This is a genomic window from Vallitalea maricola, from assembly GCF_036985595.1.
GTDB classification, from domain to species: Bacteria; Bacillota; Clostridia; order Lachnospirales; family Vallitaleaceae; genus Vallitalea; species Vallitalea maricola.
Genome location: NZ_BTPU01000029.1, coordinates 22,227 through 41,639, shown reverse-complemented (window position 1 = coordinate 41,639; position 19,413 = coordinate 22,227). Strand labels below are relative to the sequence as shown.

19 protein-coding genes are annotated in these 19,413 nt (G+C 30.8%); all 19 read right to left on the bottom strand.

The genetic code is table 11. The features are described from left to right. Nucleotides 1–58 precede the first annotated feature (58 nt). Nucleotides 59–166 carry a MetS family NSS transporter small subunit gene (locus AACQ14_RS24760; RefSeq protein ID WP_113675175.1) on the bottom strand — a complete coding sequence of 36 codons (108 nt, stop codon included), beginning with the start codon at nucleotides 164–166 and terminating at the stop codon, nucleotides 59–61. Beyond that, nucleotides 166–1,668, bottom strand: coding sequence for a sodium-dependent transporter (locus AACQ14_RS10180; protein WP_339363476.1), 1,503 nt, complete (start codon nucleotides 1,666–1,668; stop codon nucleotides 166–168). Before AACQ14_RS10180 ends, AACQ14_RS24760 begins: the two co-directional genes overlap by 1 nt. A gap of 95 nt (nucleotides 1,669–1,763) precedes the next feature. Further along, the gene (locus AACQ14_RS10175; protein WP_339363475.1) at nucleotides 1,764–6,086 is read right to left on the bottom strand and encodes a PolC-type DNA polymerase III; all 4,323 of its coding nucleotides are present in this window, start codon (nucleotides 6,084–6,086) and stop codon (nucleotides 1,764–1,766) included. 21 nt (nucleotides 6,087–6,107) lie between these two features. Next, nucleotides 6,108–7,166 (bottom strand): flavodoxin-dependent (E)-4-hydroxy-3-methylbut-2-enyl-diphosphate synthase, encoded by a 1,059-nt coding sequence (ispG, locus tag AACQ14_RS10170; RefSeq protein ID WP_339363474.1) that lies wholly within the window; start codon nucleotides 7,164–7,166, stop codon nucleotides 6,108–6,110. A 104-nt stretch (nucleotides 7,167–7,270) separates the two neighbouring features. Next, a complete protein-coding gene (rseP, locus tag AACQ14_RS10165) occupies nucleotides 7,271–8,296 on the bottom strand; it encodes an RIP metalloprotease RseP (protein ID WP_339363473.1) in 1,026 nt (341 codons plus the stop codon). A gap of 31 nt (nucleotides 8,297–8,327) precedes the next feature. Next, a complete protein-coding gene (locus tag AACQ14_RS10160) occupies nucleotides 8,328–9,470 on the bottom strand; it encodes a 1-deoxy-D-xylulose-5-phosphate reductoisomerase (protein ID WP_339363472.1) in 1,143 nt (380 codons plus the stop codon). A 115-nt stretch (nucleotides 9,471–9,585) separates the two neighbouring features. After that, nucleotides 9,586–10,434 carry a phosphatidate cytidylyltransferase gene (locus tag AACQ14_RS10155; protein ID WP_339363470.1) on the bottom strand — a complete coding sequence of 283 codons (849 nt, stop codon included), beginning with the start codon at nucleotides 10,432–10,434 and terminating at the stop codon, nucleotides 9,586–9,588. Further along, a complete protein-coding gene (locus tag AACQ14_RS10150) occupies nucleotides 10,415–11,137 on the bottom strand; it encodes an isoprenyl transferase (RefSeq protein ID WP_339363469.1) in 723 nt (240 codons plus the stop codon). The genes AACQ14_RS10155 and AACQ14_RS10150 overlap by 20 nt, the downstream gene beginning before the upstream one ends. Nucleotides 11,138–11,252: 115 nt before the next feature. Beyond that, nucleotides 11,253–11,807 (bottom strand): ribosome recycling factor, encoded by a 555-nt coding sequence (gene frr, locus AACQ14_RS10145; RefSeq protein ID WP_339363468.1) that lies wholly within the window; start codon nucleotides 11,805–11,807, stop codon nucleotides 11,253–11,255. A 72-nt stretch (nucleotides 11,808–11,879) separates the two neighbouring features. Next, nucleotides 11,880–12,584 (bottom strand): UMP kinase, encoded by a 705-nt coding sequence (gene pyrH / locus AACQ14_RS10140; RefSeq protein WP_339363467.1) that lies wholly within the window; start codon nucleotides 12,582–12,584, stop codon nucleotides 11,880–11,882. A gap of 127 nt (nucleotides 12,585–12,711) precedes the next feature. After that, entirely contained in the window at nucleotides 12,712–13,632 is a 921-nt protein-coding gene (tsf, locus tag AACQ14_RS10135) for a translation elongation factor Ts (RefSeq protein ID WP_339363466.1), read from the bottom strand. Nucleotides 13,633–13,831: 199 nt separating this feature from the next. Continuing rightward, on the bottom strand, nucleotides 13,832–14,566 hold the full coding sequence (gene rpsB, locus AACQ14_RS10130) for a 30S ribosomal protein S2 (protein ID WP_339363465.1): 735 nt from the start codon (nucleotides 14,564–14,566) through the stop codon (nucleotides 13,832–13,834). Nucleotides 14,567–14,702: 136 nt separating this feature from the next. Beyond that, nucleotides 14,703–15,248, bottom strand: coding sequence for a hypothetical protein (locus AACQ14_RS10125; RefSeq protein ID WP_339363464.1), 546 nt, complete (start codon nucleotides 15,246–15,248; stop codon nucleotides 14,703–14,705). Between the two features lie 18 nt (nucleotides 15,249–15,266). Further along, nucleotides 15,267–15,806, bottom strand: coding sequence for a DUF6115 domain-containing protein (locus AACQ14_RS10120; RefSeq protein ID WP_339363463.1), 540 nt, complete (start codon nucleotides 15,804–15,806; stop codon nucleotides 15,267–15,269). A 46-nt stretch (nucleotides 15,807–15,852) separates the two neighbouring features. Beyond that, nucleotides 15,853–16,170: a hypothetical protein gene (locus AACQ14_RS10115; protein ID WP_113675189.1), complete on the bottom strand. Its 318-nt coding sequence runs from the start codon at nucleotides 16,168–16,170 to the stop codon at nucleotides 15,853–15,855. Between the two features lie 29 nt (nucleotides 16,171–16,199). Beyond that, the gene (locus AACQ14_RS10110; protein ID WP_339363462.1) at nucleotides 16,200–17,804 is read right to left on the bottom strand and encodes a DUF342 domain-containing protein; all 1,605 of its coding nucleotides are present in this window, start codon (nucleotides 17,802–17,804) and stop codon (nucleotides 16,200–16,202) included. 12 nt (nucleotides 17,805–17,816) lie between these two features. After that, on the bottom strand, nucleotides 17,817–18,584 hold the full coding sequence (locus tag AACQ14_RS10105) for a FliA/WhiG family RNA polymerase sigma factor (protein WP_339363461.1): 768 nt from the start codon (nucleotides 18,582–18,584) through the stop codon (nucleotides 17,817–17,819). 20 nt (nucleotides 18,585–18,604) lie between these two features. Then, nucleotides 18,605–18,913, bottom strand: coding sequence for a hypothetical protein (locus tag AACQ14_RS10100; protein ID WP_339363460.1), 309 nt, complete (start codon nucleotides 18,911–18,913; stop codon nucleotides 18,605–18,607). A 14-nt stretch (nucleotides 18,914–18,927) separates the two neighbouring features. Beyond that, nucleotides 18,928–19,413, bottom strand: a complete 486-nt coding sequence (locus tag AACQ14_RS10095; RefSeq protein WP_339363459.1) for a chemotaxis protein CheD — start codon at nucleotides 19,411–19,413, stop codon at nucleotides 18,928–18,930.

Below are 19,413 nucleotides of genomic sequence, written 5' to 3'. Positions count from 1 at the left end.
CTCTTATTGTTAGAGGGTTTTAGGTCATTATATCTTTAATAGTTTAATCTGGTAAATTCTAACTGTCAAATTTATTATTCTTTAAAGCAATCCTTAAACAAAATCCAAAACCACCCCATAAGAACAATATACTAAATATGCAAAAAATAATTGAATCAACACCCATTACTTTTCACTCCTTTTCTTTAAAGATGATTCAAAGTTTTTAGATCCTCTTAATGATGAAAGTATTAAACCAACTAGAATAGTCATTATCATGACTCCAGCTCCATATGTCATTAAAGCTGTAAAAGAATAACCTCCATATGGTGTTTTAAAATCTCCAATAACCTTTAGTATAGTCATTATTCCTAGAACTAGTGGTGTAATTATCTTAATACTAACCTGCCACCAATTACCAACACTAAAATCTGATATTGGATTAACATATTCTCTTATGCTTTTAAGGTTAAAGAACCAAGCAATCAAAATAGTTTCTACTAAACCTGCTACAGCTACACCATAATTATTTAAGAAATAGTCTGCTATATCAAGAACATATAGTCCAGCACCTGTGGCAAATATAGTTGAGATTATGAAGCCTAAACCACAAATAATTGATAATGATTTAATTCTTTTCATATTAAATTTATCTGAAACAGCCGATATTGTTGTCTCAATAATTGATATACTTGATGATACTCCTGCAAAGAATAATGAAACAAAGAATAATACACCAAATATTTGATTAAAATTAGGTAATCCATTTATAGCAGCTGGGAAAACAACAAATGCAAGTCCAACTCCGCCATCTGCAACATCTGCAACTGATTGACCATTATTAAATGCCATGTTCCCAAGAATACTGAATACTGCTATTCCTGATAAAAGACTAAAAGAACAGTTTCCAAATGCTGTAATGAATGCGTTATTATTAATATCTGACTTTTTAGGTAAATAACTAGAATATGCTAACATTATACCGAAGCATATACTTAATGAATAAAATATCTGTCCATAAGCAGCTACCCATACACGTCCATCTAAAATTTTACTAAAATCAGGCTTGAAGAAATAATTTAGCCCATCAAACGCACCAGGTAGTGTAAGTCCTCTTATAGTAATGATAACAATTGAAATAAATAAAATTGGCATAAATACTTTATTAGCTTTTTCTATACCTTTTTTAACTCCTAGCGCCAATACAATGAAGTTAACAGCCCATATAGCTAATAGTGGTACTAATAAGTCAAGATGTAATCCTCCTAAATCAAATGGTGAATCAGATAAATGTAGAAAACTGTAAAAAAATGATTTAGTATCTTCACCCCATGATAGATTGAATGCAAACAATACATATCTAAAAGTCCATGCAATAATAGCCATATAATAAACTGCAATGGCAAATGCAATCATAGTCTGCCACCAACCTAATTTTTGCCATTTAGCATTTAATCTTCCAAATACACCTGGAGCAGATGTTCTCATCTTATGTCCTAAACCGAATTCTAAAATGAGAAGCGGTATACCTGCTGTAATTAATGCTATGAAATAAGGTATAAGAAATGCTCCTCCTCCATTTTCTGCAACTGTATAAGGAAACCTCCATATATTCCCTAATCCTATTGCTGAACCTATAGCAGCTAATATAAATCCTACCCTAGATCCCCATTCCTCTCTTTTTGCCATATTCTAATCTCCCTTTCTGTATATAACTAGTATCTCTATTTTATTCTTTATATATTATAATAATACTATTTTATTTCAGATTATTATTTTGATGATTAAAACAAACTTAATTGATTGGATTGTGGCATACCATCCAATATATGATTCTGTTTCATAATCTCAATTACTGTTTTACTAATTTTAGTTCTTTGTCGAAGCTCATCAATAGATAGGAAAATACCATCTTTCCTAGCATTTACAATGTTATCAGCAGCTTTTTCTCCAAGACCTTGAATAGCACTAAGTGATGGCATGATACCTTTATCCAGTACCTGAAATAATTTTGAATTAACCTTATATAAATCAATTGGTACAAAATTAATCTTTCTTGCATACATCTCTTGTACTATTTTCATATCTTTTAGTGTATCTTTTTCTTTTTTAGATAATTCATTAAATCTAGATTTATAATCTTTTATATAAGTATCTACTTTCTCTTTTCCATGACACATTAATTCATAATCAAAATCTGATGCTCTGATGCTGAAATATGTTGCATAATAAGCCTCAGGATAATATACTTTGAAATAAGCAATTCTATATGCCATCATAACGTATGCAACAGCATGGGCTTTCGGGAACATGTATTTAATTTGTTTACATGACCATATATACCAATCAGGTACACCATTAGATGTCATAATTTCTTCCCATTCAGGTTTTAAACCTTTACCTTTTCTTACACTTTCCATTATAGTAAAAGATAATTCCTTATCTAATCCCATATTTATAAGGTATACCATGATATCGTCACGAGATGATATTACTTCACCAATTGTGGCTTTTCCATCTCTGATTAATTCTTGGGCATTATTCAACCATACATCGGTTCCATGGGATAGAACGGATATTTTACAGAGTTCTGAAAAAGTTGTAGGTTTTGTATCAAGCAACATCTGAATAACAAAGTCAGTTCCAAACTCTGGTATTCCAAGAGAACCAAGAGGACAACCATCTATATCTTCTGGTTTTATTCCAAGAGCTTCAGTGCTTGTAAATAGTGAAGCAACCTTAGGTTCATCTAGTCTTATTTTCTGAGCATCTAATCCAGTAATGTCTTCAAGCATTCTTATCATCGTAGGATCATCATGACCTAATATATCTAATTTTAATAAGTTATGGTCAATTGAGTGATAATCAAAATGAGTTGTTATCGTCTTAGTTGTCATATCATTAGCTGGCCTTTGAACTGGAGTGAATTTGTATATTTCCTCACTAGTTGGAACGACAATAATTCCACCTGGATGCTGTCCTGTTGTACGTCTTGCACCTGTACAACCTGTTACAAGTCTATTAACTTCAGCATTTCTGACATTAACCCCTTTTTCATCAAAATACTTCTTAACAAAACCATAAGCAGTTTTTTCAGCCAAAGTTCCAATAGTTCCAGCTCTAAAAACATGACCTTTTCCAAAAATAACCTCTGTATAATCATGTGCTTTACTTTGATATTCTCCTGAAAAGTTAAGATCTATATCAGGTTCTTTATTACCTTTAAAACCTAGAAAAGTTTCAAATGGTATATCATGACCGTCTTTTATTAGATCAGCCCCACATTTAGGACATTTTTTATCTGGTAAATCACATCCTGAGTTACCCGCATTCTTCTTAACTATCTCAGAATCAAAATCACTATACTTACAATCAGGGCACACATAATGAGGCGATAAAGGATTTACTTCTGTAATACCTGCCATAGTAGCCGCAAATGATGAACCAACTGAACCCCTAGAACCAACTAGATATCCATCCTCGTTAGATTTCCACACTAATTTTTGGGCTATTATGTACATAACCGCAAAACCATTGGATATTATTGAATTCAATTCACGTTCAAGACGTTCTTCAACAATTTCTGGTAATGGGTCTCCATATATGGATTTAGCCTTAGTCTCACAGATATTTCTGAGATCTTCCTCAGAACCATCTATGACTGGTGGGTATTTATCTGGAGGTACAGGGTCAATTTTTTCTATCATATCTGATATTTTTCTAGTGTTGTCAATGACTACTTCTCTAGCTTTTTCTTCACCTAGATAAGCAAATTCCTTTAGCATTTCTTCGGTAGTTCTAAAATATAGTGGCGGTTGTTCATCAGCATCTTTAAATCCTTGACCAGCCATAATAATACGCCTATAGACTTCGTCACCAGGATCAAGAAAATGAACATCACAAGTAGCAACTACTAATTTATTATGCTCTTCACCAAGTCTAATAATCTTCTTATTAATTTCTATAAGTTCTTCTTTACCATCTACTCTTCCATTTCTTATCATGAACTCATTGTTCATCAACGGTTGAATCTCTAGATAGTCATAAAAATTAACAAGTCTATCAATTTCTTCCTTTGGTCTATCATCAAGAACAGCTTTGTAAAGTTCTCCTGCTTCACAGGCAGAACCAATTAATAGCCCTTCTTTGAATTCTAAATAAACACTCTTAGGAATTCTTGGCTTTCTGAAAAAATAATCTATATGGGATTTAGAAATCAACTCATAAAGATTTCTAAGTCCTACAAGATTCTTAGCTAATATAATGGCATGATAATACTTCAACTTTTTGACGTTTTTAGTTGCTTCATGAGAATATGTTTCCAATTCTTCTAGGTCATAGATATTCTTATTTTTGAGCATACTGATAAACTGTATAAAAATCTTTGCTGTTGCCATTGCATCATCTACTGCTCTATGATGATTATCAAGTTTTATACTTAATTTTTTAGTAATAGTATTAAGCTTGTAGTTATTCAAATCAGGAAGAAGCACTCGTCCTAGTTCTAGCGTGTCAAGTACTGTATTATCAACACCAATATTAATTTCCTTACAGAAATGCCTAATAAAATTAATGTCAAAATCAGCATTATGGGCTACTAAGACTGAATTACCAATAAAGTCCATAAACTTTGGTAGAATTTCCTGATATTTAGGTGCCTCAGCCACCATATCATCGGTTATGCCTGTAAGTTTAACTACTTCCTCGGGAATCATTCTTTCCGGATTAACAAAGGTACTGAATTCATCAATAATCTCCCCGTTTTTTACTTTTATCGCACCGATTTCAGTTATTTTGTCTTTCCCAGGATAGAATCCAGTAGTCTCAAGGTCAAACACTACATACTCATCATCTAAACTTTGTTTATTAGAATTTTGTACGATAGATTTCAGGTCATCAACCAAATATGCTTCTACACCATATATAATCTTAATATCATTACCACTAGCAGTATGAAAAGCCTCAGGAAAAGCTTGGACAACTCCATGATCCGTTATTGCAATAGCATCATGGCCCCATGCAATAGCTTGTTTAACTAAAGCTGTTGCACTTACCACACTATCCATATCGCTCATTTGAGTATGAGCATGGAGTTCCACCCTTTTGTCTTTACTTAAGTCAAGACGTTTGATTCTAAAATCATTAATTTCCATGATTGCTCTTGCCATAACAGTCATTTCTTTTGAAAAAGTATCAAACTGTAAGTTGCCTTTAACTCTTACTGATTTTCCTTTTACTAGTCTATCACTTACCTGCTCTTCAAATTGATCTTTTTTAATAAAACATTTTGCGGTTATTGAATCTTTATCATTAGTTAAATCAAATGCTACTATGTACTTATCATTCTTTATTTCTCTACTCTCAACGCTGATTATGATACCATCAAAAATCAAATCATCAATCTCATTGTCTATTGCCTCAATAGGAGTAATCTCTCCACCGAATTTTCTACCATAGATCATTTTACTGTCTTCTACATTTTTTGATGATTGTTGTTTTTTATCCCTTGTTGAAGTACTATTTGGAGAAGGAACATTACTAAGAATTTTAGTAACAAATTCTTTTTCTCTTTCTTCTCTCTTCTTAACGAATTTTATATTATTCTCTATTGCTTTTTCGTTAATCTTAAAAGAAACAGAAGTATTAATGTTAAACCTACCATTAATTATCTCTTCGATTCTTTTATCTACTTGTTTTTCTTTCAAAAAATCTATAGTATTATTGTTTAGAGTAATAATTACATTATCATTCTGAACTTCAATATCTGCTTTTCTTAATATACCAAAGCAAATAGGACTGAACTGTTTTAATTCATATAAAATACTATCCCCATATAGTAATAATAATTTATTCAAATCATATTTTACATCATACTCACATATAATCCTAACTGTTAAATCAGAGTTAGCACATAAATTATTTTCTATTTGTTTTTCCACTTGGCGTATAAATTTTATATGAACTATGTTGTTAAAAACTACGTAGACCTGCAATTCTTTTACCTTTGTGTTAATAACAACACGTTTAACCAAAGCATTATCAAAATACATAGCTATACTATCATTAAGATGCATATCATCAAAAACTTCTACAAAACATTTGCTCATATAAAATCAACTCCTTACATGTTACTTGGTATACTTTTCAATTTCTATAGCAAGTTCATCAATTAATCTATCTTCAGATACTTTTTTAATAATTTCACCTTTTCTAAAGATAAGACCAACCCCCTTACCACCAGCTATACCAAGGTCTGCCTCTTTTGCTTCCCCAGGACCATTAACTACGCAGCCCATAACAGCAATTTTTAACTTCTTGTTAAGATTACCGAATCTTTTCTCAACCATGTTAGCTAATTTAATAAGGTCTATCTGCGTCCTTCCACATGTGGGACATGATACAATTTCTATGTGATTTTTCTCACGTAGCTCAAGTGTTTCTAAGACTTTTTTAGCTACTCTGACTTCCTCTACAGTATCACCTGTCAATGATACTCTTATTGTATCACCTATACCACTAGCTAATATAACACTTAATCCAACTGCTGATTTGATAGTACCAGACCATATGGTACCAGCTTCTGTTATACCTACATGCAAAGGATAATTAACAGCTTCTGCAACAAGTTGATGAGCCTTAATTGCCATAGGCACATCTGAGGATTTTAATGATATGACTATATTATCATATCCCATATTTTCTATTATCTTTACATTGTTAACAGTACTTTCCACCAATCCTTTAGCTGTTACATGTCCATATTTATCTATAATATGTTTTTCTACAGATCCACTATTAATTCCAATTCTAATAGGAATATTGTCAACTTTAGCTCTTTCAACTATCTTATTGACTCTTTCTAGATTACCTATGTTAGAAGGATTTATTCTTATTTTATCAGCTCCATAGTCCATTGACATCAAAGCTAATTTATAATCAAAATGAATATCTGTAACTAGAGGAATATGTATCCTTTTTTTGATCTCATAAACTGCTTTTGCAGCTTCCACATCTGGTACAGCTACTCTTATTATATCACACCCTTCTTCTTCTAAGGTAAGAATTTGTTCAACAGTTGCTTCTATATCATGGGTCTTGGTATTTGTCATAGATTGAATAAGTATGGGATTACCTCCACCAATGACCTTATCACCTATTTTTACTACTTTTGTATTATCTCTATACATTATTTCCCTCCTTTTTTAGACATAAAACACAAGGGCTTTCTCAATATATATTACATCAATATTAAGATAGACCCTTAGATTATTTGTACAGATTATTATTTTATTTAAAATACATTACTAAAGTCATTAAATAGCATAAATACCATCAATACCATTAATAATACAAATCCAATAAAGTTGACATATGCTTCTTTTTCTCGATTAATAGGTTTTTTCCTTATTGCCTCTATTAGTAGAAACACAAGTCTTCCTCCATCAAGGGCTGGTAATGGTAATAAATTCATAACCCCGAGGTTGGCACTTAGTAAAACAATATAAGATGATATAGTCATGAATACTTGTTTTATACCATATTTAACGCTTTCAGTATAACCTTTACTTATCTCTGAAATGATTCTTACAGGTCCACCAAAGTCTTGTCTAGTTACTTCTCCTCTAAAAATCATCCCTAAACTTATAAACACTGTTTTAATCCAAAAAACGACTTTAATAAATCCATATTTTATGATTTGTAGAATATTACCTTGATTCATTTTGGTAGGTGAAATACCAATTAAATGCCTACCATCTTGTTCAATAGGCTGTATATTGACTACGTAACTCTTTCCATCTCTTTTATAAGTTATATCTAAATCTTCACCTTTTTTTAGATTGATGTATAAACCTATTTCATCATATGATACAATATTATGATTATCTACTTTTACTATCTTATCTCCTGGTTTCAATCCTGCCTCATATGCAGGTGAACCTTCAGTAACCTTATCAACAGTAGTAGTATAATCACCCATATTACCAACTATTATACAAGCGAAGATAAAAGCTAGTATAATGTTAAAAGCAGCACCAGCTACAACAACTACAATCCTTGCACCAACTGATTTGTTAGAAAAAGCTCTAGGATCATCTTCAACAGCTTCATCTTCCCCAAGCATTTTACAATACCCACCAAAAGGTAACAACCTAATAGAGTATAACGTATCTCCTCGTTTAATACCAGCAAGTTTCGGTCCCATACCTATAGCAAACTCTTCAACAAGTATGCCATTTTTTCTTGCGGCAAGGAAGTGACCTAACTCATGTACAAGAACAAGCAACCCAAATATCAAGATTGCAACAACAATATTCATATAACCATTCATTCCTTTCCATTATTTACTTCTATCCCCATTTACTTTCAATAATTTCATAAGTTTCTTTTTCTGCTTCAAAAATATTTGTTAGTGATGGATTTTTTATATTACAATGTTTATCCATAGCATATTCAATTATTTCAGGAATTTCAAGAAATCTTACTTTGTTTTCTAAAAATTTTTTTACTGCTAACTCATTAGCTGCATTTAATACCGATAGTATAGAACCGCCCTCTTCAAGAGCTCTATAAGCTAACTTAAGACATCTGAAGGTTTTAATATCAGGCTCTTCGAATGTCAAACTAGCTACTTTAAATAAATCAAGTTTCCGGATATTATTCTCTAACCGCTTAGGATAATTAAGAGCGTATTGTATTGGAATCCTCATATCTGGAACACCTAATTGAGCAATTACTGAACCATCATTATATTCTACCATTGAATGAATAATACTTTGTGGATGCACAACAACTTGAATCTGATTAGGTGCTACATCAAAAAGCCATTTTGCTTCTATAACTTCTAGTCCTTTATTCATAAGTGTAGCTGAATCAATTGTTATTTTAGCACCCATTGACCAATTAGGATGATTAAGTGCTTGATCTTTAGTTATATCCTTTAATTGTTCTGTTTTTTTGCCTCTGAATGGTCCTCCTGAAGCTGTTAACAAGATTTTGCTAACTTCTTTTTTATTCTCTCCTTTTAAGGATTGAAATATAGCAGAATGTTCACTATCTACTGGAAAAATGTTTACTTTATATTCTTTTATCAAATCCATAATGATTTGACCAGCTGTAACTAATGTTTCTTTATTAGCTAAAGCTATATCTTTAGATGCTTTTATGGCTTCAACTGTGGGTCTGATACCTATCATACCTACTACAGCTGTAACAACTATATCAACTTTTTCTAAGGTTGCAACTCTAATGAGTCCATCCATTCCACTTAATACTTCTACTTTGCTACCAATCCTTTTTTTTAGAATAGAAGCTTTTTGTTCATCCATTACAGCTACTACTTTTGGTTTTACCAATTCAATCTGTTTCTCTAATAAATCTATATTGGTATTTGCAGTTAAACCTAATATCTGTATGTCTTTCTGCTTACAAACAATATCAATTGTCTGTTTACCAATTGAGCCAGTTGACCCTAGAATAGATATCTTTTTCAATTTATTCTCCTCTTCCAAATAACCTACTATATTTGATTTATATATTAAATATATTTTTTTATATAATTAATTATTTCTTTTAATCCAATAATATTATAAAAAATTGATTAACAAACTACATAATAAAAAATTTCATAATATAATATACAAATGGTGCAGTGAAGATTATACTATCCAATCTATCTAATATACCTCCATGACCTGGCATAATAGTACCAAAATCTTTTATGTTGTTTTGTCTTTTCATAGCTGATGCAGCTAAATCCCCTATCTGTGATAATACAGAACCAATTCCTCCAATAAATATAAAAGGTATTAGTTTCACAGGATCTGTTAACTCACCAATATTAAGTAATATGATACCATAAATAACTGAAAATATCATAGCCCCAATAATACCACCAATAGAACCTTCAACACTTTTTTTAGGACTCAGCTTTTCTGCTAACCTATGCTTACCAAAATTAACTCCAACAAAATATGCTACCGTATCACTCCCAAAAGCAACAATAAATATTAACCATATCAACCATGAACCATAAGCCTCATTGCTTCTTACTAACAAAATATATGATAAAAGATAAACTACATAGAAAAAACCAATAAAAATAGTCATAATATCTTTTAAATTATATTTTGGATAAACAAATACATAACTTATTAATAATATTAAGAAGAATATACCATAAAATTCTCCAAAGTATTCACCTCTATCAAATATCAATAATAAATAATATATCAGCGATGCTATATATCCAAATAGTTTAAGCCCTAAGCAATCAATTTTATAAGCTCTATAAAACTCATAAAGACCTAGCAATGATACTAAAAATAATACAAGTATTAGTATTTTACCTCCAAATATCAAAGGAATCAATAATATAGGTAACGCTATAATAGATGATACTATTCTCGTTTTCATTGTACCCATTCCCTTCTTTCTATTATTCTTTGACTTTGCCATACCTTCGTTCAATATTACTATAATACGCTATAGCATCTTTCAAATCTTCAATAGTAAAGTCTGGCCAATGTTTTTGAACAAAGTAAAACTCTGTATATGCTAATTGCCAAAGCAAGAAGTTACTTATTCTCATTTCACCACTTGTTCTTATTAGTAGATCTGGGTCAGGTATATCTTTTGTATCAAGATACTCCTCTATTGTTTTTTGATTAATGGTATTTATATTAATGTTATTATTTTCAAAGTCAGAAATTATCCTTTTTGTCATTCTTACAATTTCATCACGTCCACCATAATTCAGTGCAATCTGTAATTGTAATCCTGTATTGTTTTTTGATCCATCTTCTAATCTTTCAATACTAGTGATAATATCGTCATCTAATCCATTTTTATCCCCTATTACTCTCACTTTTATATTATCTCTGCTAGCATTTTTCAAACTACTTTTTAAATACTGTCTTAACAAATTCATCAAATTATCTATCTCTTCTTTTGGTCTTGACCAATTTTCAGTGGAAAAAGCATATACCGTTATATACTCTATACCTATATCATAAGCTTGCTTACAAATAGTTTCTAATGTTTTAGAACCTTGTCTATGACCGTATTGTCTTTTTTTTCCTTTAGCCATTGCCCATCTACCATTACCATCCATTATAATTGCTACATGTCTTGGAACATTATAGTTATTGTCAACTACCATAAACAACAATTCCTCTCATTCAAAAGAATCTTTTCTATTTCATATACATAAAAAGTAAGACTTTCCATAAGATTAAAAACAACCCCTCATATAGAGGGGCAAACCAAAACAGTCTCTAAACTGTTAATATTTCTTTAGTCTTATTATCTACATGTACATCTATATCTTTTACATATTTATCTGTTAATTTTTGCATATCAGTTTCGTAATCTTTCAAATCATCTTCTGTTATTTCATGATTCTTAAGCTGTTTTTTAAATTTGTCTAAAGCATCTCTTCTAATATTTCTAACAGCTATTTTAGCTTCTTCACCTTTTTTCTTAACATCTTTAGTCAGAGACTTTCTTCTTTCTTCAGTAAGTTCTGGAAATACTAATCTTATCACTTTACCGTCATTGTTAGGAGTAATTCCTACATCAGATGCAAGTATTGCTTTTTCAATTTCTTTCATCATACTAGTGTCCCATGGTTGTATTTGAATCATTCTAGGTTCTGGAACAGAAACATTTCCTACTTGTTGAAGAGGTGTTGCCTGTCCATAATATTCAACAGTAATTTTATCAAGTACATGTGGATTAGCTCTTCCAGCTCTAATTGAATTATAATCATTCTCTAATGCTTTAATCGTTTTTTGCATTTTCTCTTCGTATTTTTTAATTTCTTCTAACATTTTATCTCCTCCTATTATTTTCATTAGTTATACTATATAAATAGCAGGATATTGACTATTTATGGGTATAACTTATACTGTTATAAATGTACCTTTTATGTTATCTTCCATAGCATTCTTAATGCTGTCTTCTTCAGCTAAAGAAAATACAAGCATTGGAACATTTTGTTCCATACACATTATCGCAGCTGTCATATCAATGACATTTAATCCTTTTGAAACTACATTATTATAAGTTAATTTATCATATTTCTTAGCATTCGCGTTCTGATTTGGGTCACAATCGTATACACCGTCAATATTTTTGGCAAGCAATATAACATCACATTCAGTTTCAATAGCTCGTAAGGCTGCTGCTGTATCTGTTGAAAAATATGGATGTCCCGTACCTCCTGCAAATAGAACAACCTCATTATTTGTTAAATGTTCTAGTGCTTTGTCTTTAGAAAATTCTTCTGTCACAGTTCCTACTTTAAAAGGTGTTTGTACAACGCTTTTCATGCCTAGGGTTCTAAGTATTTCTGCCATATACAATGAATTCATAATTGTAGCCATCATCCCAATTTGGTCTGATTTAGTTCTATCCATATCCCTGCTGCTTCTACCTCTCCAGAAGTTACCTCCACCAATTACTATAGCCACTTGATTACCTTTACTTACTATATCTTTAATTTGGTTAGCTACCATTAATACTGTTTTTTCATCGAATCCTGTGCCTTTTCCACCAGAAAGAGCTTCTCCGCTTAATTTTAGCAACACTCTGTTATACTTTGACATATAAAAACACCTCTATCTATTAATTTATCACAAACTAGTAATTTTTACTAGTATAAAATATTCATTTCTTTAAAAAAAGGAAACACTAAGTGTTTCCTTTTATTTAACTTACATATGAAAATTCATATTATTGCATTTGCTTAGCAACTTCTTCAGCAAAGTTTTCTTCTCTTTTTTCTAAACCTTCACCAGTTTGGAAACGTACATATCTCTTAACTGATAATTCTACTCCAGTTTCTTTTGCAACTGAAGCAATGTATTTAGAAACATTTAAGTCGCCATCTTTTACATATTGTTGATCTAATAAGCAGATTTCCTTCATCATTTTATTAACACGACCAATAATCATTTTTTCAATGATATTATCTGGCTTGTCAGGATTTTCGTTCTTAGCTTGTTGTTTTAAGATTTCTTTTTCTTTTTCAATGTAATCAGCATCTACTTGATCTCTAGAAATATATTTTGGAGATACAGCAGCAATTTGCATTGCAATGTTTTTAGCACATTCTAAAGTAGCTTCAGTAGCTTCTCCAGTCATTTCTATTAATACACCGATTTTTCCTCCAGCATGGATATAAGATGTAATAAAACTTCCATCAGCCACATATTTTTCAAATCTTCTAATATTCATATTTTCGCCGATTACTGCTATTTGCTCTGTTAAAACATCTTTAACAGTTTTACTTTCATCATTGTTCCAAGAATCATTTAAGAATCCATCAATATCTTTTGCTTCTGTTTTTGAAGCTGCTATTGCAACATCTGCAACATAACTTTTGAAAGTATCATTTTTAGCAACGAAGTCAGTTTCGCTGTTAACTTCTACAATTGAAGCAACTTTATTATCATCTGATACATATGCTGCTACTAATCCTTCAGCTGCGATTCTTCCAGCTTTTTTAGCTGCTTTCGCTAATCCTTTTTCTCTTAGGAATTCAACAGCTTTTTCCATATCTTCATTATTTTCTACTAGTGCTTTTTTACAATCCATCATTCCAGCACCAGTTCTTTCTCTTAACTCTTTTACCATACTAGCAGTTACTGCCATATTTACACCCTCCATATTCAATTTAATATATTCGTACTTTTTATCGCAATTTTTTAATACCATATATATATTATAATTTCAATAATGCATTGTTTTTACTATTATAAATTATTAACATAATAAAGATACTCAATACATATTTTGAAATATACAATAAATGCTTCAACCATAGTAGCTGGTTGAAGCATTTTATTAATTACTATTTTTCGTTTGCTTCTGCTTCTTTTGCAGCTTCTTCTATATTATCTTGTGCTCCTTGGTTAGCTTCAATAACAGCATCTGCCATCTTAGATACAATCAACTTAACCGCTCTAATAGCATCATCATTACCAGGGATTACATAATCAACTTCTTCAGGATCACAGTTTGTATCTACTATTGATACAATAGGTATACCTAAGATATGAGCTTCTTGGATAGCAATTTTTTCTTTTCTTGGATCAACTATGAACATAATATCTGGAATATCTTTCATTTCCTTAATACCACCAAGGTTCTTTTCAAGTTTTTCCATCTCAAGTTTTAACTTAATAACTTCTTTTTTTGGTAATAATTCAAATGTACCATCTTCTTGCATTTTCTCTAAGTTCTTAAGTCTTCTGATTCTTGCTTGAATAGTTTTGAAGTTAGTTAACATTCCACCTAACCATCTTTGGTTAACATAGAACATTCCACAACGTTCTGATTCAATCTTAATTGCATCTTGAGCTTGTTTTTTAGTACCAACAAACAATACATTACCACCATCTGCTACTACTTCTTTAATAGCATTATATGCATCGTCTACTTTACCTACTGTTTTTTGTAAATCAATGATGTAAATTCCATTTCTCTCAGTATAAATATACTCAGCCATTTTAGGATTCCATCTTCTTGTTTGATGTCCGAAATGAACACCAGCTTCTAACAATTGTTTCATTGAAATAACACTCATGTTATACCTCCATAATTTTGGTTTTTTCTTCCGCATTCTTCATCTTCTTAGAATACCTGTTAGGCACCTTTCTAAAAATCTAAATACGTGTTTTTTCACGATTGCTAGTATACCACAATAACAAACATTAATCAAGCTAATTTGTAAAAATTTTCATTACTTCTTCATAAGTACTGTCTACTTTGAATTCATATGTACCTATCTTTATTTTATGGGCTAATTTATTTTTCATTAAAAATTTGTCAAACTCCAAGGTATCATTTACAACTTTATTATCAAACAATAATTCAGCTACTTCTTCTGAACCCATTCCATACTCTATTTTTATCTTAACAGTATCACTCGCTTGTGATTCTTCGTCGTTTTCAATTTCTTTCTGAATTTCTTTTTCAATTTCTTCGTTTATAACATCTTCTTCACTGTCAACTTTATCGGTATCTTCAAATACCATACCTAATCTAGTTGCTCTCTCAATTATTTCTTCATCTGTCAATTTTTCTTTTTGTGCATCCATCTGTTCTTTATTCATCATGCCTAGTTCTTTGGCTCTTAATATTATTTCCTGGTCAGTTATGACTTCTGTTGTTTTTTTAGTGATGTTTAACCCTACAAAGTAAAATATTGATGCAGTAATTATTAAAGTTATACCCACACCCCTAAAAAAATATTTATGTTTATTCATCTAAGCACCTCAAGTTAATTAGTTTTCTTTTGTTACACCCAATTCTAATATTAATTTCACTTCTCCTCTACCTAATCCCATAACTTTTGCTATATCTGTTATAGAATATCCATTTCTATGCAGATTATGTATCTCATCATTTTTATCTCTTATATCATTTGATATGTTTTTTGAATCTAATTGTTTTGGAGTATCTACAATAACCTGCTGGTGTTTCTCTTCTTTTTTTATATTATTGATATTTGATAGTTTCTTCATGTTTTTTTCTTTTTCATTTATCAATTGATATAAAAACAGTAATTCCTTATGTTTATCATTCAATTCTTGCTTAATAAAGCTAGAATAATCATTCAGCTCTAAGATTTTATTACTTATCTCTTCCATCACCTGATCTTTATCGAAGTCTATTTTTTCTGCTTCTTCGTCAGTTGATACAAGGTCTTCAACTTTATCATCATTTTCATTTTTCTCCGCTTTATCTTTGAATACAAAACTCAATATTATAAATATGATTCCTATCATTATAGAAATTATCACAAGTATGTTTATGTTATCCATGTAGGTTTACCTCTTATTATTTTTTATATTACGCTTCATTTAATGATTATATCCTAATATCTATTTTTGTTCTTCCAACATGATTTTTCTTGCCTTTATCAGAGTCTTCTTTTTTATTATCTTTTTTCTTCTTATTATTTTGGTACTTGTTATTACCTTTTTTCTTGGCATCTGGTCTGGAGTATGCCTTTTCATTTTCATTGGATTTGACAACATTTTTAGTCTCATTCTCAACTTTACTCTCCATGGAATGAGCTATATTGTGTTGATTTATATTAGCTTTCTGCTGGTCAAGATGTTTAATATTTGCAATCTCTTGAGTCTTAGGTAACATGACTTGCATATCTAGAGGTCTTATTGACATAGTATTACCTCCTCTTATATCTTTCTAATTTAATTATAACTTGCAACTTTTATATCGGCACCATCTTGATACATAACACAATATTTAATATCTTTTCTTACATAATATTTCACATTGCCAATAGATACCCTGACACCAGGATAAATATTACCTATTACTTTAACTTTACCTATATTCTTATTATCAATATTGTCAACCATCTCACCGTATCTTTTCCTACTGGTAGCTAATTTGTTACTTACAAATATTTTACTTCTAGTAGCTGATATTAACATCTCTTTTTTTTCTTCATCAAGATCTCCGCTAATCCTTTTTTTCTTGTTCAACAGATTTATTATCTGAGTCAATTTAAGTTCTTCTTTTGTTAATTGCTTAATATCTTTTTGTAACTCGTTAAATTCATCAATATATGTCGGGTCAACACCTACATCTATGGTAGTTACTGTGCCCATATGAGACCCAATTACTTTAGCACTGACTTCTACACCTGATCTTACTGTTCCGCCTGATATTAATCCTTTTTTACCATCTACTAAAATATTCCCTTTGCAAGAAACCTCACTGTGTAGAATAGCATCAGAGTGTATGCATCCACCTGCTGTTACTTTGCTATTTTCAATATATTTAGCCATAACGTTACCTTTTGCTTCAATTATTCCTCTATCCATACCTTGTATTCCTCTATGGAGAACAATATTACCATCAGCAACAATATGTGCACCTTCAACTACGCCGCTAACTTCAACATCACCTTTGGCTTTAACAGTATATCCAGTAAGCACATTGCCACGTACAAGAACAGTACCAAAAAATTCAATGTCTCCAGTAGAATTATCAACATTACCAGGAATCTCAAGATAATCTAGAACTAATACTTTTCCATCATCAAGTTTTACTTGTCCATCTTTTATGGCATATAATGTATTCTCTCTTACTTTTGTATTCTTACCAAAATATAATTTTTTAGCTTTTACTTTTGGTGGTTGTATTTCATCTCCATATACATTTTTACCAATTATCCCCTCTTCTTCTGGTATTAACCTTGCCAACACATCACCACTTTTAACGTTAGTTATAAGATTAAGCTTATGGTAATCTACGGTACCATCATTATTCATATGAGGTTTTAATTTTTTCTCTGTATCAAACAGATATTCTATTCTGCCATCTTTTCCTTTTATAGGTTTTAATCCTTTTGCTATTAAAATATCTTGATTATATTTCCTATTTTTTCTGGTTAATTCGATTTTTTCATACTCTATTCCAAATACAATATTTTTCTCTTTCAATTTCTGAGCTATCTCTGCACTTGATAGAGTTTTCCCCTCTCCGACAGGAGGATAAAATCTAATATAAACACTTAATTTATCCATAGAAACATTTATATCCATAGTCTCATTAATTGTTTCTATGATAGAATCGGATATTTTGAATTCTTTTACCTCTTCTAAAGAATTTAATTCTTTGATTAATAGATCTTTATCGAAGTTAATAATATTCTTGTTCTCCAAAGTTGTAACTATGTCGTCTAGTTCTATGTTCTTTCCATTATCTTTGCTTGGAAACAACTTAATATACAAACCATCTTCTTTGTTTAATAAATTAAAATATCCATCATAAATATTGGTATCCATATTATCACTCCCCTAGAAACCTGCTAAAAGTTCCATGTTATTACCCAACTTTATTTTTAATTTTTTTAGTGCCTTAGTATGTATCTGAGATACCCTTGACTCAGATACCCCTAAAATCTGACTTATTTCTTTTAACGTTAATTCTTCAAAATAGTATAAAACTATAACCCGCTTTTCGTTTTCCAATAAATTATCAATAACCTCAGCTAGAATTTCCTTAAGTTCATTTTTCTCAACAACTCTTTCAGGCTGCGTGTATCTAGATTTGTTCATAGGCTCAATTCTAATTTCGCTTCCTTGCTCAATATATTCTTCAAGTGATGTTAAGGTTAATAATTTCGTTTGATTCAACCACTTTTTATATTCTTTTAGAGTTATATCAAGCTCACAAGCTATCTCCTCATCAGTTGCCAATCGCCCTAGAGCATTTTCTAATTTGGAGTTAGCATTGTCTATTAGTTTTTGTTTTTTCCTAAGTGATCTTGGAATCCAGTCCATACGTCTTATATTATCTAATATTGCACCTCTAATTCTAAGTGAGGCATAAGTCTCGAACTTAACTCCCTTTTCAAAATTAAATTTATCTATTGCATCAATTAGACCAAAAACTCCATAACCTACAAGGTCTTCGTATTCAACATTATTACCCAGATACATATTTAGTCTTCCAGCTACAACCTTAACCAATTGTGCATATTCTATTATTAACTTTTCTTTTATATCAAATGATTTTTGCTTTGAATACTTTTGCCATAATATTACCCTACTCTTCTCATCCATTTTAGCCTCCGTTAAAGTTTTTAGTCTATTTTATCATCTTCTACGGGTTCATTATCATCTTCTATTTCTTCATTATCGTCATCTTTATTATCGATTTCTTCTAAGTTTTTATTTAGTTCGTTAAGCTTCTTTTCTTTTTCTCTCTTATCTACCTGTGCATATAACCTATTGATTATTTTTTGTATGATAGAACCTAAGATGAAGAATATAGCTAAAACGATAATCATTGTAATAGTTAGTGTTTTGATATCATATCTATTCATTAAACCTAGTATACAAACAATAATGCCTGCTATAAGCATTATTATGATACGTAAATTTCTAACCATGTTGCTTACCATCCTTATATGATTTTTATGTCTTTACCAATTGTTTTAATTAATAAATCTCCGTTTTCTGTATAAAATTCTATTGTTCTACCATAGTTTTCACCTGTATCCTGTGAAAGTATCTTTATTCCTAACGTTTTCAACATCTTAACAGATGCTTCAACATTTCTTTCACCTATTCTCATTAAATCGTTGCTGCTTTTGAATGAGAACATCTGTGCTCCTCCTGCCAACTTTGCTACAAGTCGATTTTTGTTGGCACCTAATTTAGTCATATCATCAATTAATTTTTTTATACCAGTGTCTGCAAATTTTGCCAAATTGCTATTGTTTTTTATCTGAGTACTATCGGGTAGCATAATATGTGCAAGTCCTCCAACCTTCTTAATTGGATCATATAGCACAATACCTACACATGAACCTAGTCCAAGCGTTGTCAGTATACCTGGGGAAGCACAGACATTAAGGTCTGCCATCCCAACCTTTATTTTCTCTTCCAT